This is a genomic window from Pelomonas cellulosilytica, assembly GCF_021353265.1.
GTDB lineage: Bacteria > Pseudomonadota > Gammaproteobacteria > Burkholderiales > Burkholderiaceae_C > Pelomonas > Pelomonas cellulosilytica.
In genome coordinates this window covers 83,025-99,002 of the sequence record NZ_JAJTWU010000002.1, presented here as the reverse complement: position 1 = coordinate 99,002, position 15,978 = coordinate 83,025, and the positions used below count along the sequence as shown (strand labels likewise).

The following is a 15,978-nucleotide window of genomic DNA, read 5'->3' as shown; positions in this document are numbered from 1 at the left end:
CTCCGGTTGCCACCACCATGGTGCCCATCGAAACCGGCACGCGAGGAGGCCACATGGGCGTCAAGCTGGGCGAACTGATGGCGGCCGCGCAGCGGTACGTGGACTACAAGGCCCACCAGCGGGTGGACCCGCAGGCGGCAGCGATCGAGCGGATGCACCTCGGCCTCAGGAACGCCCGCGACTTCACGTCAAAGAGCGACCGCCTGAACGTGCTGGCGAACGCCGTGCTGCAGCAGCCGCAGGCCGCAGCACTCGTGGCGGGCGTGCCGCCGCCGCTGCTGGACCCGGCCGTCGCCATCCCCGAGGCGCTGTTCGCCGACAACGACCTGCGGCCGGTGCGCTACTTGCAGATCGCGCTGCTGGCGGCGCGCGCCGTGGGCAAGCTGACGGTGCGCGGCATGGTCGACGAGGAGGGCGATGCGACCGGCTTCCTCGTGGCGCCAGGGCTGCTGATGACCAACCACCACGTGCTGCCGGACGCTACCTACGCCTCGGTGTCGTTCGTCGCCTTCGACCAGGAGGACGACGTGGACGGGCGGCCCAAGACGCCCAAGCTATTCGACCTGCTGCCGCGGCAGCTCTACGTGTCCGACAAGGAGCTGGACTACTGCTTGGTCGCCGTGTCGCCGAAGACGTCGCAGGACGAGCCGCTGAGCCAGTTCGGCTACCTGCGCCTGTTCGAGGAAACCGGCAAGGTGGACCCGAACCGCCGGCAGGCGGCCAACATCATCCAGCACCCGCTCGGGCAGGGAAAGAAGGTGGCCCTGCGGGACAACTATTTCGAGGAGCCACCGAAGGATGCGCTGGACGCGCTCGGCGCGCAGAACTCGCTGTTCTACGGCACGGACACGCTCAAGGGCTCGTCGGGCTCGCCGGTGTGCACCGACGAGTGGTACGTGGTGGCGCTGCACCGCGGCGGCGTCCCCAAGGTCGCAACGAAGAAGGGGCAGCGCGTGGTGCTGCGGCGCGACGGCACGCCCGCCCGCGAGGGCGACGCCAAGCGCTCCATCCAGTACGAGACGAACGAGGGCACGCGCGTCAGCCGCATCTACGCGTCGCTGAAGGCCAAGGTGGCTATGGGCGGCACGGACGCCGGCCCGGCGGCCCAGGCGCTGGAACGCATGCTGGCCGTCGCGCAGGACCCGTCGGTGGGACCGGTCGAGCGCGCCACGCATCCGCTGGTCGTGCCGCCCACGGAGGCGGAAGGCGAGGCGGGTGTCGAGGAGAAGCTGGTCCGCAAGCCGCTGGACTTCGTCCAGGGGCCGGGCTACCAGCCGGGGTTCCTCGGCGCCGGGTTCCAGGTCGCGCTGCCGAGCCTGTCGAGCGAGGTCCGTAAGGAGGTGGCGCCTCTGAAGGACGGCAGCGGCCACGTGCTGAACTACCTGCACTACTCGCTCGTCGTGAACGCCGAGCGGCGTACTGCGTTCTTCGCGGCTTGCAATGTCGACGGCCGCCAGCTGTGGAAGGTGGTGCACCCGGGCACGTCGGTGGGCAAGCGGCCCACGGCCTGGGGCACCGACCCGCGCATGGACGAGAAATTCCAGCCCGACGACAGCATCTTCAGCACGGCCGTTCAACGCGGCCACCTGTTCAAGCGCGAGGACGCGTCCTGGGGGGCCGACGACGAGCTGCGCCAGCGCTCGGACCTGCAGTCCTTCATGATCGCCAATGCAACGCCGATGTTTGCCGACTTCAACAACAACGAGTGGGGCAACCTGGAGGACATCGTGTCGCGGCACGTCATGTCGGGCCGGAGGGTCAGCTACTTCGCCGGCCCGATCTTCAGCGTCGACGACCCGTACTTCAACGAGCTCAAGGCGGGCGTGCCGGCAAGCCTGAAGCGCCAGGGCATGCGGGTGCCGACGCGGTTCTGGAAGATCGTGGCCTGGGTGGAGGCCGGCAGGCTGCAGGCCGCCGGCTTCGTGCTGGACCAGTCGGACGAGATCCGCGAGCACGGGCCCATCACCGAGGAGATCGACTTCGGCAGCTACCGGCCCAGGCCCATCAAGGAAATCCAGAGCCGCACGGGACTGAAGTTCCCCAAGCTGGTCGCAGCCGACACCTTCGCTCAGGCCGCCGTGCCGCGCCAGTAGTCCGCCCGCCCGTAGTGCGCCCGCAGGTGCTCCACCCACAGCCGCGTGCGCAGCGGCAGGTGGCGTGAGCGCGGAAACACCGCGTAGATGCCGTTGGGCGGCGCGGCGAATTCGTCCAGCACGGTGGCGAGCCGGCCGGCGGCCACGTCGGCCTCCACCTCCCAAGTGCTGCGCCACGCCAGGCCGAGGCCTTCGACGCACCAGTCATGCAGCACCTGGCCGTCGCTGCAGTCCAGCCGGCCCGCAGGGCGCACATGCTGCACGGCGCCGTCCACCTGGAAGGCCCAGCCGCGCGTCTGACTGGCCTCGGAGCTGAGCGTCAGGCAGGCGTGGCGGGCCAGTTCGTCGGGATGCCTCGGCGCGCCGGCGCGCTTGAGGTAGCTGGGTGCCGCCACGCAGAGCCGCCGGTTGTCGGCCAGCCGCGTGCTGACGAGGCTGGAGTCCGGCAGGTCACCGACGCGCACTGCGCAGTCGAAACCCTCGTGAACGATGTCGACGACCCGGTCGCTGAGGTTCAGCGACAGGCTCAGGCCCGCGTGCTCCGCCAGAAAGGCCGGCACCAGCGGCGCGACATGGCGGCGGCCGAAGCCGGCAGGCGCCGTCACGCGCAGGTGGCCGGTGGCCTTCAGTCCGCCGGCGCTGACCGCGGCTTCGGCATCGGCCAGCGAGGCGATGAGGCGCTGGCAGTCCTCCAGGAAGGCCTGGCCCTCGGGCGTCAGCGTGAGGCGCCGCGTCGTGCGCAGCATGAGCTTGACGCCCAGCCGCGCCTCCAGCGCATCCAGCCGCCGGCCCATGACGGCAGGTGCGACGCCTTCCACCTGCGCCGCGGCCGTCAGGCTGCCCTTGGCGGCCACCAACACGAAGGACTCGATCTGTTTGAGCTTGTCCATGTCGGCATTGTGCTGTCGCAGCCATCCAAAGTGCGGGTCGTCCCGGCCGATTCGTGCGCTGCAGTCACAGATGATTGATGTGCACTGCAGCAAATCGAGGGCTCGCACAGCGGCAAGATGTGCGGCAATCTTTCATCGTTCTCCACGGAGGCTCCCGATGTCCACGCGCACCACCATCCACCGTCTGCAGGCCGACGCCGCCCTCGCCCGTTTCATCGACACCGAGGTGCTGCCCGGCACCGGCGTCGACCGCGAGGCGTTCTGGGCCGGCTTCAGCGCCATCGCCCATGAGCTGGCACCGAAGAACCGCGCGCTGCTGGCCGAGCGCGACCGTCTGCAGGCCGAGCTGGACGCCTGGCACGAAGCGCACCCCGGTCCCATCGCCGACATGACGGCGTACCAAGCCTTCCTGAAGCGCATCGGCTACCTTGTCGAGCCGCCGGCGCAGGTGCAGACGACGACCGCCAACGTCGACGCCGAGCTGGCCCGGCAGGCCGGCCCGCAGCTGGTGGTGCCCATACTGAACGCACGCTATGCGCTGAACGCAGCGAATGCGCGCTGGGGTTCGCTGTACGACGCGCTGTACGGCACCGACGCCATCCCCGAGACCGACGGCGCCACGCGCGCCGGCGCCTACAACCCGGTGCGCGGTGCCAAGGTCATCGCCTACGCCCGCCAGGTGCTGGACCAGGCGGCGCCGCTGGCCACGGGCTCGCACACCGATTCGACCGACTACCGCGTGGAGGGTGGCCAGCTCATCGTGACGCTCGCCTCCGGCGCGACGACGGGCCTGAAAGAAGCCGCCGCCTTCGCCGGCTACCAGGGCGACGCCGCCGCGCCGAGCAGCGTGCTGCTGGTCCACCACGGCCTGCACCTGGACATCCGCATCGACCGCAGCACGCCCATCGGCAAGAGCGACGCCGCCGGCGTGGCCGACGTCGTGCTGGAAGCGGCACTGTCGACCATCCTCGACCTGGAAGACTCCGTCGCGGCCGTGGATGCCGAGGACAAGCTGCTGGCCTACCGGAACTGGCTGGGCATCCAGCTGGGCACGCTGACCGAGGAGGTGAGCAAGGGCGGCAAGACCTTCACCCGCCGCCTGAACGCGGACCGCGTCTACACGGCGCCTGGCGGAAAGGATGCCGGCTCGGTGACGCTGCACGGCCGCTCGCTGATGTTCGTGCGGAACGTGGGCCACCTGATGACCAACCCGGCCATCCTGCTCGAAGACGGCAGCGAGATCCCCGAGGGCATCATGGACGCGGTCGTCACGACGACCATCGCGATGCACGACCTGAAACGCCGCGGCAACTCGCGGACAGGCTCGGTCTACATCGTGAAACCCAAGATGCACGGCCCGGCCGAGGTAGCCTTCGCCGCCGAGCTGTTCACGCGCGTCGAGCAGCTGCTAGGCCTGCCGGATAGCACGGTCAAGCTGGGCATCATGGACGAGGAGCGCCGCACCTCGGTAAACCTGAAGGCCTGCATCGCCGCCGCGGCCAGCCGCGTGGCCTTCATCAACACCGGCTTCCTGGACCGCACCGGCGACGAGATGCATACCGCCATGCGCGCCGGCCCGATGCTGCGCAAGGGCGACATGAAGACGTCCAGTTGGATCCAGGCCTACGAGCGCAGCAACGTGCTGACCGGCCTGGCCTGCGGTTTGAGAGGTCGCGCGCAGATCGGCAAGGGCATGTGGGCCATGCCAGACCTGATGGCCGCGATGCTGGAGCAGAAGATCGGCCATCCGAAGGCTGGCGCAAACACGGCCTGGGTGCCCTCGCCCACGGCCGCTACGCTGCACGCGCTGCACTACCACCAGGTCAGCGTCGCCGCCGTGCAGCAGGAACTGGAACAGGTCGACCTCGCCGCCGAGCAGGAAGGCCTGCTCCACGCACTGCTGACCATCCCGGTCGTGGCCGACGTGAACTGGACCGCCGAGCAGCGCCAGCAGGAGCTGGACAACAACGTCCAGGGCATCCTGGGCTACGTCGTCCGCTGGATCGACCAGGGCGTCGGCTGCTCCAAGGTCCCAGACATCAACGGCATCGGCCTGATGGAAGACCGCGCGACGCTGCGCATCAGCAGCCAGCACATCGCCAACTGGCTGCGGCATGGCGTCGTGACACCGGAGCAGGTGCGCGAGACCTTCACGCGCATGGCGAAGGTCGTCGATGGCCAGAACGCCGCAGACCCGGCGTACCGGACGCTGGCCGGCCATCCCGAAGGGGCCGCCATGCGCGCCGCGCTGGACCTGGTCTTCCAGGGCGAGGCCCAGCCGAGCGGCTATACGGAACCGCTGCTGCATGCCTGGCGCTTGCGGGTTAAGGGCAGCAGCAAGCCTTAAGGACGTTGGGCGGATGAGACACGATGTGACTCCGCCCCCACACCACTTCTAAAGTGCGTTGCAAGAAGGCAACATTGAAGCACCAATACAGTGCAAAAAGCGACTTATGGTGGTGCATTTCACGGAAATGACGTGGCAAATGTGCAAAAAATGGCGCTGTAGAGGCTCCCCCCTCTGATTCGAGCTGCAACTTTCTTCACACTCCGCGGGCCTCCCGGCATGACCAGCCGGGAAGACGAGTGCCTCCACCCATCAGGTGATGGCTTTGTTCACTGCCAGGAGTTATCAATGCTCAAACGCCATGCCGTCAGCGCCGCCGCTGCGCTGACCTGCATCACCGCCGCCATGCAGCCGGCTTTTGCCCAACAGCAGCTCGAGCGGGTGGAAATCACCGGTTCCAGCATCAAGCGGATCGCCAGCGAAGGTTCGGTGCCCATCCAGACCTTCAGCGCAGAACAGATCAAGTCCACCGGTGCGACGAACGTCGCCGAGCTGCTGCAGCGCATTCCGGCGATGCAGGGCTTCTCGATCGCCGACACGGCCATCGGCTCCAACTCGGGTGGTACCGCCTTCGCGTCGCTGCACGACATCGGCCAGGCCTACACGCTGGTGCTGCTGAACGGCCGTCGGCTCGCACCCACCGGTGACGGCGGCCGCGTCAACCTCAGCTCGATCCCGATGAGCGCCATCGACCGCATCGAAGTGCTGACCGACGGCGCTTCGGCGCTGTACGGCTCCGACGCCATCGCCGGCGTCATCAACTTCGTGCTCAAGCGCAACAAGCAGGGTGGCGAGATCACCGCCAGCTACTCCAACCCGCTGGAGGGCGGCGGCAAGTCGGCGTATGCCAGCATCACCTACGGCTTCGGCGACCTGGAGCGCGACCGCTTCAATGTCGTGGCGACCTATCGGCACGACGACCAGCAGCGGCTGAAGTCCGGCGACCGTGATTTCGCCAAGACTGCCTATGTGCCCGTCTCCTACCAGGGCAAGGACTATGTCTACGACCGCACCAGCACGTCCGCCGACCCGGCCAACGCGCAGGTGACGTTCAAGAAGATCGGCACCGACACGAAGCCCCTCAGCGCCTACTCGTTCAACCCGTACCTGATGTCCAACGGGAGCTGTGCACCGAACAACTTCTACAACCTGGCCAACACCATCCCGCTGGCCGACGTCAAAACCAACAAGGCCGGCACCGCCCAGTGCGCGTTCGACTTCGTCTCGACGATCGACATCTACCCCGAATACAAGCGGGATGCCGCCTTTGTGTCGAGCCAGTTCAAGGTCAACGATTCGGTCAAGCTGTTCTCGGACCTGGCCTACACCCGCTATGACCTGACGGCCCGTATCGCCCCGAACCCGGTGCCGATCGACATTCCGGTGGGCTCGGCGCTCTACAACAAGTACGTCTCGCCCTATCTGACGGCCGAACAGCAGGCGCGCGTGGACACCGTCACGGCCGCGTTCCGCGCCACCGACTTCGGCACGCGCAATTCGGAAACCATCACGCAGGCCAAGCACGTGGTCGTCGGCGCTGAAGCGGACATCGGCAGCTGGAACATCAACGGCGCGCTGACCTGGTCGCAGAACGCGCTGGACGAGCAGTACGTCGGCGGCTACTTCAAGAAGACCGAGTTCACGAACATCGTCAGCGCGCTGGCGATCGACCCGTTCGTGCCCTCCGGCAACCAGACCGCCGCTGCGCAGCAACTCATCAGCGACTCGATCTACCACGGCAGCATCCGCACCGCATCGACGACGCTCAAGGGTGGCGACGTGCGCGCGTCCGGTGAGCTCTTCGATCTGCCGGCTGGTCCGGTGAACCTGGGCGTGGGCCTGGACGTCCGCAACTACCACTACAAGCAGACGCCGTCCAACGATGCGGTCAACGGGGTGATCTACAACTTCGCCGCCAACCCGAAGTACGACCTCGAGCGCGACAACTACGGCGTGTTCGCCGAGCTGCTGGTGCCGGTGGCCAAGAACGTGGAGCTCAATGCCTCGCTGCGTCGCGACAGCATCAGCAAGATCAAGGATGCCGTGAACGGGCGCGACTTTGGCACGACCGCCAAGGCCACGACCTACAAGCTCTCCGGCAAGTACACGATCTCCAGCCAGATCATGGTGCGTGGCTCGTATGGCACCGGCTTCAAGGCACCCGACATGCTGGACATCGCCCAGCCGCTGGTGTCCAACGGCGTGACGGCCTCCCAGTACGACTGCCCCTTCCCTGGCGACGGCAGCGGCTCGCCGCCGTGCAAGCCCGGCAAGGCGCAGTACTCGCAGCTGAGTGGTGGCAACGAGAACCTGAAGCCCGAGAAGTCCAAGCAGGCCACGCTCGGCTTCCGGGTGGAGCCGACCGCCAACTTCAGCGCCCAGTTCGACTACTGGCAGGTCAAGCTGCGCGACGCGGTCAGCGGCGTGTCGGCCAACCAGGCCTTCGGTGACCCGCAGAAATATGCCAACCTGTTCTCCCTGTACCGTCAGCCCGCGGAGAAGAACGACTTCTATGCGTTCATGGCGCTGTCCACCAACATCGGTCAGCAGATCACCAAGGGCATCGACTGGGAGTTCGAAGGCCGGGTCAACATCCCCGATGTGGGCCGCCTGACCACGTCCGTCAACGGCACCTACATGATCAAGTCGTCCTACACCCGCCCAGGTACCAGCGATGACTTCACGGACAGCATGGGCCACTACGGCGAGAACGCGGCAGTCACCTTCCGCAACATCTTCGGCACGCAGTTCAAGCTGCAGAGCGGCAACTTCACGAACTCGCTGTTCATCAAGTACCGCAGCAAGTACAAGGACCGCAACCAGACCGTCCGCGACCTGTCGACCGGCAAGAACACGACCATTGCGCTGGACGTGCCGGAATACATCACGCTGGACTACCAGGGCACCTACCGCTGGAGCAAGGCGCTGGAACTGCGACTGGGTATCAACAACCTGCTGAACTCTGCGCCGCCGCTGACGCTGCGCGACTCGTCGGGCCACCAGGTCGCCTACGACCCGCGTTACGCCAGCCCGATGATGCGTACGGTCTACGTGACGGGCTCCTACAGCTTCTGATCGTCGGCATGCGGCCTGCGTCATCGCGGGCTGACCGAAAGGCCCGCCTCGGCGGGCCTTTTTCGTGAGCGAGGCCAACCACGGATGCGAGTAAAGCCGTGCGCTTGATGCCCAGCCCGCGAATACCTGACCCGTGACGAAGGTCACGCGTGGCCGGCAGACAACAGTCCCACTACAAGCGTGAGTCGTGGGGGGCGGGAAATCCCCCTATCTGGAAGGGTTTTGCGGGGATGTTAAGACATATCTCGAATCAATAAGTATTAACCCGAGTTTGTAACTAATTCCAGCGATTGAGACTTGGCATCTCTCTGCCGTGGCACCGCGGCGGCGAGGCGCGCTCGGACCCATCAAGTCAGGGCAGTGATCGATCTCTATGGAGTCCTTAATGTTCAAACTCAACAAGATGAGCGCGGCGACGCTGGCTTACCTGGCCGTTGTCGCCGTCCCAGCCCTGGCCCAGCAACAACTCGAGCGGGTCGAGGTCACCGGCAGCCGCATCCTGTCCCCGAACGCGGAGTCGCCCGCGCCGATCCAGGTGCTGACTGCGGCGGACATCCAGGCCTCGGGTGCTACCAACCTGCAGGACTTGCTGCAGAAAAACCCAACATTCGGCACGCCGACGATCAGTCGCACGAACTCCAATTTCTCGACTTCGAGCGCCGGCGTCTCCACCATCAATCTGCGCAACCTGGGCGTGGATCGAACGCTCGTCCTGGTGAACGGCCGCCGTTATGTCTCCGGCGTACCCGGCTCAATGGCCGTCGACCTGAACACCATTCCCACCGACTTCATTGAACGCGTGGAGGTGATGACTGGAGGCGCATCGTCGACCTACGGCTCCGACGCCGTGGCGGGCGTGGTGAACATCATCCTGAAGCGCAACTTCGAAGGCGTGAACCTTGACGCTTCGTGGGGTCAGAGCTGGAAGAGCGACGACACGCTGAAGAAGTTCTCCGCCACGTTCGGCACGAACGCCGCGGGCGGCAAGGGCAACGTCATGGCGCACTTTGCCGTGAGCAAGCAGGGCGCCGTGTACTCGCGCGATCGCGATGCGTCGGCGGTGGACCAGTTCTCGGTCGGTGCGGGCGTCACCGGCGAAGCCTCGGATATCTTTGCCATTCAGAGGCCGTTCTACTCCAGCTTCGCACCTCAGGGCCGATTTTTCTTCACGAACGCTGCAGGCACCGCGACCAACCGCACCTTCGACGCCAACGGCAACCTGATCCCGTTCTCCACGAACGGCCCCGCCGGTGACGGCGTCGGCGCGACCGGCTACAACCGCTCGTCCGTTCGCACGATCGCCATCCCGACCACCCGCGTGCTGATGGCGACCAAGGGCGATTACCAGCTCAACGAATCGCACAGCGTCTTCTTCGAAGGCACGTACGCCAACACGAAGACCTTCACGCACCTCGAGCCCTTCCCGCTGGATTCCGATGTGCAGGTCACACCGGGCAATGGGCTCGTTCACATTCCGGCAGAGACCTTGGTCAATGGTGTCAAGATTGCTAACCCGCTGATTCCTGCGGCATTGTTGGCGCTGATGACCGACCGTACGAACAAAGACGGGACGGGTGGCGATGGCTTGAGGGACTACAACTTCACCCGGCGGATGTCCGATGTGGCCGACCGCACCTCGTCGGCCAATCGGGACACCTTCCGTGTCGTCGGCGGCGTCAAGGGTGATCTGGCTAAGTCCTGGTCGTACGAGACGTATGTCGGGTATGGCTTTACCCGCGAAGGCCAGACAAGCACAGGCCAAGTCAACGTCAACAATCTCTACAACGCGCTGCAGGTCATCCCCGATGCTTTCGGCGTGCCGATGTGCGTGGATGCCAATGCGCGAAAGCAGGGCTGCGTGCCCGCGAACATCTTCGGGGCCAACACGCTGAGCGCCGCGGCCTCGAAGTACATCAGTGCACCCGGTTCGTTGAACACCAGCGTCACGCAGAAGATGGCCGGCGCCTCGGTGTCGGGTGAAGCGTTCAACCTGCCGGCAGGGCCGATTGGCATTGCGGCCGGCTACGAGTGGCGCCAAGAAGGCTCTTCGACCGAATTCGATGCACTGACGCAATCGGGCTTGAACGGCGGCAATGCGCTGGCCAACACGGCCGGCCGCTATACGGTTCGCGAACTGTTCGTTGAGACCAAGATCCCGCTGCTCGTGAACCTGCCACTGGTGAAGAGTCTGGACGGCACCGTGGCCTACCGTCATGGCGACTACTCCAGCGTCGGGGGAACGAACAGCTGGAACCTCGGCCTGGACTGGGCTGTGAACTCCACGTTCCGTACGCGCGCCACGCTGGCGCAATCCACTCGCGCGCCAAACGTGGCCGACCTCTATCAAGGCGCCTCGCAGACATTCCCAACGGGTCTCCAGGACCCGTGCCAGAACGTGCTGTCCACAGACACCTCGGCGCTTGGTATCGCTTGCAAGAGCTACCCGGGCGTCGTCGCCAACATGGCGGCCAACAACGGCAAGTTCACGCTCGGTCAGGCGGACGTCCAAGGCGTGAGCGGCTTCGACAGCGGCAACCCCAACCTCAAGGCCGAGAAGGGTCGCTCGCTTACCGTCGGCTTCGTCATCACGCCCAAGAGCATCGCGCTGCTGAAGAACTTCAGTTTCACGGCCGACTACTACGACATCAAGATCGCCAGCGCCATCAACCTGCCGGGCCGCCAATACACGCTGGACCAGTGCTTCAAGCAGAACAACCCCCTGTTCTGCTCGTTCATCACGCGCCGGACCGGGGTGCAGGGCGCCTACAGCGCCGGCTCGCTGGAGTACATCAATCAAGGTCCGGTCAACAGCGGTGGCCAGAAGGCCAAGGGTATTGACCTGACGGCGGCGTACGCCGAGCGCGTCGGTCCCGGCACGCTGTCCAGCCGACTGAGCTATACCTACCTGCTTGACGCGTGGAACCAGCCGACGGACGACGACGCAAGCCGCGACACCTCGCTCAACGAAGTTGGCAATTCCCGCAATCGCTGGATGCTCAACCTCGGCTACAGCTCGGGTCCCTGGTCGATTGACACGACGACGACCTTTATCGGCACGTCGTACCTCGATGACCAGTTCATGAACCAGCTCTGCAACACGGACGACGCCGGCAAGTGTCAACCCGCCCGTAAGGAGCAAGGCAAGGTCTCGTCCAAGACCTACTTCGATCTGCAAGGCAGCTACAAGTGGGGCAAGGCGCAGTTCTACGTCGGCGTGAACAACCTGTTCAACACCAAGGCGCCTCCGATCATCTCCGGCCTGCCGGCCAACGTCACCGGCGCCGAGACCGACGCCGGCACCTACGACGCCATCGGCCGTCGCTACTACGTCGGCGCGCGCTACAGCTTCTAAGCTTGACGCTCCCGCGCCTTGAAGGCCCGCTCCGGCGGGCCTTTTTCATGGGCGCGGTGACAATGCGCGCCGCTTCCCATTCACGCCATGACCGCACCCGCTTCGCCCCACGACGTCCTCATCATCGGTGCCGGCCCCGCCGGCAGCGCCTGCGCGCGCATCCTGGCGCAGGCCGGCCTGGACGTTCTGCTCGTCGACCAGCACCCGCCCGGCCGGGACAAGATCTGCGGGGACGGCCTCATCCCCGATGCGCACAAGGCGCTGGCGCGGCTGGGCCTGCTGGACGAGGTCATGCGCCGTGCGCAACCGGTGTCGCACGTGGGCTGCATCGGACCGCGCGGCGGGCGTATCGACGTGCCGGGAACACTGGCCGTGCTCCCGCGCAAGGAGCTCGATGCGCTGCTGCTGCAGGCAGCGCGGGATGGCGGCGCGCGCTTCGAGCAGGCGCGCTTCGAGGCGCCGCTGGAGGAGGACGGCCGCGTCGTCGGCGCGCGGCTCAAGCGCGGCGACGACGTCGCCGATGTGCGGGCCCGCTGGGTGGTGCTGGCCACCGGCGCAGTTCCCAAGGCACTGACGGCCGCCGGCATGTGCGAGCGCCACACGCCCAGCGGCGTGGCGCTGCGCGGCTACGTCAAGGCGCCCAAGTTGGTCGGCAAGATCACGGCGCTGGAAGTCGTCTGGGACAAGGCCGTGCGACCGGGCTACGGCTGGATCTTTCCGGCGCCCGACGGTCACTTCAACATCGGCGTCGGCGTGACCGACTCGCACAGGGACCTCGGCGGCGGCAAGGGCCGCAAGAAGGACGTCAACCTGCGCGCCATCTTCGATGCCTTCGTCGCCAAGTACGAGCCGGCGGCCGAGCTGATGCGCGTCGGCGAGTTGGTGGGCGACCTGAAGGGCGCGCCGCTGCGCTGTACGCTGACCGGCGCGAGGTGGACGCGGCCGGGCCTGCTCGTGACCGGCGAGGCCGCCGGCAGCACCTATTCATTCACCGGCGAAGGCATCGGCAAGGCGATGGAGACCGGCATGCTCGCAGCGGATGCGCTGCTCGCGCATCGCGAGGACGACGCGGCTGCGCGCGCCCGTTATGAGGCGTCGCTGCTGGCGCTCAAGCCGAAGTTCGACCTCTACGAGCGGGCCAACCGCGTCAACGCCCATCCGTGGCTGGCCGACCTGCTGATCTGGCGCGCCAAGAAGAGCCCCCGGCTTCTGAAGCGCATGAGCGGAGTGCTCAACGAGACAAGCAACCCGGGCAATCTCGTCAGCCTCAAGGGCTTGTCCCGATTGTTTCTGGAATGAAAATCGGTTCGGCGAAATGACCTGAAACGCGCCATCGGCGCCACAGCGCCGGCAACTGTTCGTAAAGCGCCCCATTCCGACGCACCCAGACTCGCACACTGACTGCCCCTGCCACGACGGATCGACTCAACGCGGCCCGCGTCGTGACAGGCCAGCAGTAGATTCAGTTTGGAGAGCGTTACATGTTCAAGCGCAATGCGATCAGCCTCGCCGTGATGGCCGGGCTGGCGTCGGCGGTGATCCCGTCTTTCGCACAGCAACAACTCGAGCGCATCGAGATCACCGGTTCGGCTATCAAGCGGCTCGATGCCGAGACGGCAGTGCCGGTCACCGTCGTCAAGATGGAAGACATGAAGAAGTCCGGCATCACGTCGGTCGAGCAGATCATGTCGAACCTGTCGGCCGTACAGGCGTCCAACAACACGGCGCAGTCCATCGGCTCCTCGTCCGGCGGCGCGTCCTTCGCCGACCTGCGCGGCATCGGCTTCGACAAGACGCTGGTGCTGCTCAACGGCCAGCGCATCGCCAACAACGCGGTCGACGGCTCGGCGCCCGACCTCAACATGATCCCGTTCGCGGCCATCGACCGCGTGGAAGTGCTGCGCGACAGCGCATCGTCGCTGTACGGCACGGACGCCATCGGCGGCGTCATCAACTTCATCACGAAGAACAACTACACCGGCGCGACGGCCACGGTGGGCGTCGATTCGCCTGAGCACGCCGGCGGCAAGAGCCGCAGCGCCAACGTCGGCTTCGGCTGGGGCGACCTCGCCTCGCAGGGCTTCAACGTCTTCGGCGTGGCCAGCTACCGCAAGCAGGACTCGATCAGCGGCACGCAGCGCAACTTCAACCAGCGCGTGGTGGGCGGCTTGTCCTACAGCACCGACCCGGCCAACTACACGCAGGACTTCGCCACCTACTACAACCCGACGCTGCCCGCCTGCTCGGGCACGCAGGTCGTCAACGTGAACGGCGAGTGCCGCATCGTCACGCCGGCGTTCGTGGACTTCAGTCCCAAGACGGAAACCGCCTCCGGCATGATCAAGGGCACGCTGGCGGTGAACGAGAACCTGACGCTCGGCGCCGAGTTCTTCATCGCGCGTAACCGCGTGACGACGATGATCGCCCCGGTGCCCTATGGTGGCTACTTGCTGAACCCGGGCACGGCTTACTTCCCCAACAACCCCAACCTAAACCCGACGTTCAACCCGGCGGACAGCGACCCCACCGACAAGACGGTCGGCAATCCTGCGTTCGCGCCGACCGCCGCTTTCCCGAACCCGGTCAACGTGCAACCCGGCTTCGCCTATGTGATGTGGCGCGACTTCCCGAACGGCCTGCGCGGCCAGATGAACCGCAACGACCAGAACCGCCTGCTGCTGACGGCCGATGGCTCGGCCGCCGGCTGGGACTACGCGGTCGCGCTGGGTCACAACCGCAACAACGTCGGCCAGTTCCTCACCAGCGGCTACGGTGACGGCGACATGATCGGCGAGGGCCTGCTCGAAGGCGTCATCAACCCCTTCGGCGCGCAGAGCGACGCCGGCAACAAGCTGCTGGCGGACGCCGCCATCGTCGGCCGCCTGCAGCACGCCACGGGCACCATCACCGACCTCAACGCGCACGCCAGCCGTGAGGTGGGCGACTGGTTCGGCGCCGGCCGCCAGACGCAGCTCGCACTGGGCGTGGAGTACCGCCACGAGAAGTTCATCTCCGCGGCCGACAAGGACCTCGCCGCCAAGGTCGTCGTGTCGACCGGCGTGGACCCGAACTCGCTGGCCGAAGGCTCGCGCAACGTTAGCGCCTTCTACGCCGAGCTGGCCATGCCGGTGCTGAAGGGCCTGGACGTGACGGCCTCTCTGCGCTACGACAAATACAGCGACTTCGGCAGCAGCACCAATCCGAAGGTCAGCTTCCGCTACCAGCCCGTTAAGGAATGGCTGTTCCGCGGCTCGGCGTCCACCGGCTTCCGCGCGCCGACGCTGTACGAGCTGTACGGCACGCCGGCCTACACCAACACCGCGGGCGACTACGCCAACCCGGTGCTGTGCCCCGACGGCAAGACCGGCTCGCAGTGCAGCGCGCAGTTCCAGGTGCTCAACAGCGGCAACGCCGCGCTGATGCCAGAGAAGTCGCGCAGCGCGTCGCTGGGCGTGGCCTTCCAGCCCACGGCCGCGCTGTCGATGAGCGCCGACCTGTGGTGGATCAACCTGCGGCAGACCATTGGTTCCATCCCGCAGTTCGCGTTGTTCACGCACTATGCGGACTACCCGGCGCTGCAGCAGTACTTCCACTTCGCGTCGAACAACACGCTGTCGGTCGTCTCCAACTGCCCCGGCTCGGGCTGCGGCTATGTCGACCAGACGCTGCTGAACCTCGGCAAGACGCGCACCAGCGGCGTGGACCTGAACGCCGAGTACCGTGTGCGCTCGGCCTACGGTGCCTTCAACCTGGCGCTGAACAGCACCTACGTCGGCAAGTACGAATTCCAGGACTTCAAGGACGGCTACTGGGTCAACGCCGCAGGCACCTACGGCGAGTCCGGCCCGGTGTTCCGCTGGCAGCACAACCTGACCGGCACCTGGAGCAACGCCAACTGGGGCGCTGGCGTGTCTGTGCACCACAAGTCTGGCTACTACGACTTCGACCCCACCGACAACCTGCGCGTGGCCTCCTACACGACGACCGACGTGTACGGCAGCTGGTCACCGGTGAAGGCGATGTCGCTGGTGCTGGGCGTGCGCAACCTGTTCGACCGCGATCCGCCGTACACCAACCAGTCCGACCTGTTCCAGGCCGGCGGCTGGGACTCGCGCTACGCGGACGCCACGGGCCGCACCTACTACCTGCGGGCGACCTACAACTACTGATCGCCACGCCTGCACAGGCGCTGCAAAGCGGGAGGGGCGACCCTCCCGCATT

The 15,978-nt window shown here is 66.2% G+C and carries 7 protein-coding genes; 6 read left to right on the top strand and 1 reads right to left on the bottom strand.

Going from position 1 to position 15,978, the window contains the following annotated elements:
- Positions 1-17: 17 nt before the first annotated feature.
- Positions 18-2,093, top strand: coding sequence for a DNA/RNA non-specific endonuclease (locus LXT13_RS04405; RefSeq protein WP_233370404.1), 2,076 nt, complete (start codon positions 18-20; stop codon positions 2,091-2,093).
- Here the strand turns inward: LXT13_RS04405 and LXT13_RS04400 are convergent.
- A complete protein-coding gene (locus tag LXT13_RS04400; RefSeq protein WP_233370403.1) occupies positions 2,069-2,983 on the bottom strand; it encodes a LysR family transcriptional regulator in 915 nt (304 codons plus the stop codon). The genes LXT13_RS04405 and LXT13_RS04400 overlap by 25 nt on opposite strands.
- Positions 2,984-3,140: 157 nt before the next feature.
- Between LXT13_RS04400 and LXT13_RS04395 the strand changes: the two genes are divergently transcribed.
- The 5 genes from LXT13_RS04395 to LXT13_RS04375 all read left to right on the top strand — a co-directional run bounded on the left by LXT13_RS04395 (position 3,141) and on the right by LXT13_RS04375 (position 15,926).
- Complete coding sequence (locus LXT13_RS04395) at positions 3,141-5,330, top strand: malate synthase G (RefSeq protein ID WP_233370402.1); 2,190 nt, start codon at positions 3,141-3,143, stop codon at positions 5,328-5,330.
- Positions 5,331-5,618: 288 nt separating this feature from the next.
- Complete coding sequence (locus tag LXT13_RS04390; protein WP_233370401.1) at positions 5,619-8,405, top strand: TonB-dependent receptor domain-containing protein; 2,787 nt, start codon at positions 5,619-5,621, stop codon at positions 8,403-8,405.
- 385 nt (positions 8,406-8,790) lie between these two features.
- Positions 8,791-11,757: a TonB-dependent receptor domain-containing protein gene (locus LXT13_RS04385; RefSeq protein ID WP_233370400.1), complete on the top strand. Its 2,967-nt coding sequence runs from the start codon at positions 8,791-8,793 to the stop codon at positions 11,755-11,757.
- Between the two features lie 87 nt (positions 11,758-11,844).
- Complete coding sequence (locus tag LXT13_RS04380; RefSeq protein WP_233370399.1) at positions 11,845-13,056, top strand: NAD(P)/FAD-dependent oxidoreductase; 1,212 nt, start codon at positions 11,845-11,847, stop codon at positions 13,054-13,056.
- Positions 13,057-13,238: 182 nt separating this feature from the next.
- Positions 13,239-15,926, top strand: coding sequence for a TonB-dependent receptor (locus LXT13_RS04375; RefSeq protein ID WP_233370398.1), 2,688 nt, complete (start codon positions 13,239-13,241; stop codon positions 15,924-15,926).
- Positions 15,927-15,978 lie beyond the last annotated feature (52 nt).

Bases quoted from the DNA above. Each gene is read 5' to 3' on its own strand.
- LXT13_RS04405 (WP_233370404.1), top strand. From the start codon at position 18: ATGGTGCCCATCGAAACCGGCACGCGAGGAGGCCACATGGGCGTCAAG.
- LXT13_RS04400 (WP_233370403.1), bottom strand. From the start codon at position 2,983: ATGGACAAGCTCAAACAGATCGAGTCCTTCGTGTTGGTGGCCGCCAAG.
- LXT13_RS04395 (WP_233370402.1), top strand. From the start codon at position 3,141: ATGTCCACGCGCACCACCATCCACCGTCTGCAGGCCGACGCCGCCCTC.
- LXT13_RS04390 (WP_233370401.1), top strand. From the start codon at position 5,619: ATGCTCAAACGCCATGCCGTCAGCGCCGCCGCTGCGCTGACCTGCATC.
- LXT13_RS04385 (WP_233370400.1), top strand. From the start codon at position 8,791: ATGTTCAAACTCAACAAGATGAGCGCGGCGACGCTGGCTTACCTGGCC.
- LXT13_RS04380 (WP_233370399.1), top strand. From the start codon at position 11,845: ATGACCGCACCCGCTTCGCCCCACGACGTCCTCATCATCGGTGCCGGC.
- LXT13_RS04375 (WP_233370398.1), top strand. From the start codon at position 13,239: ATGTTCAAGCGCAATGCGATCAGCCTCGCCGTGATGGCCGGGCTGGCG.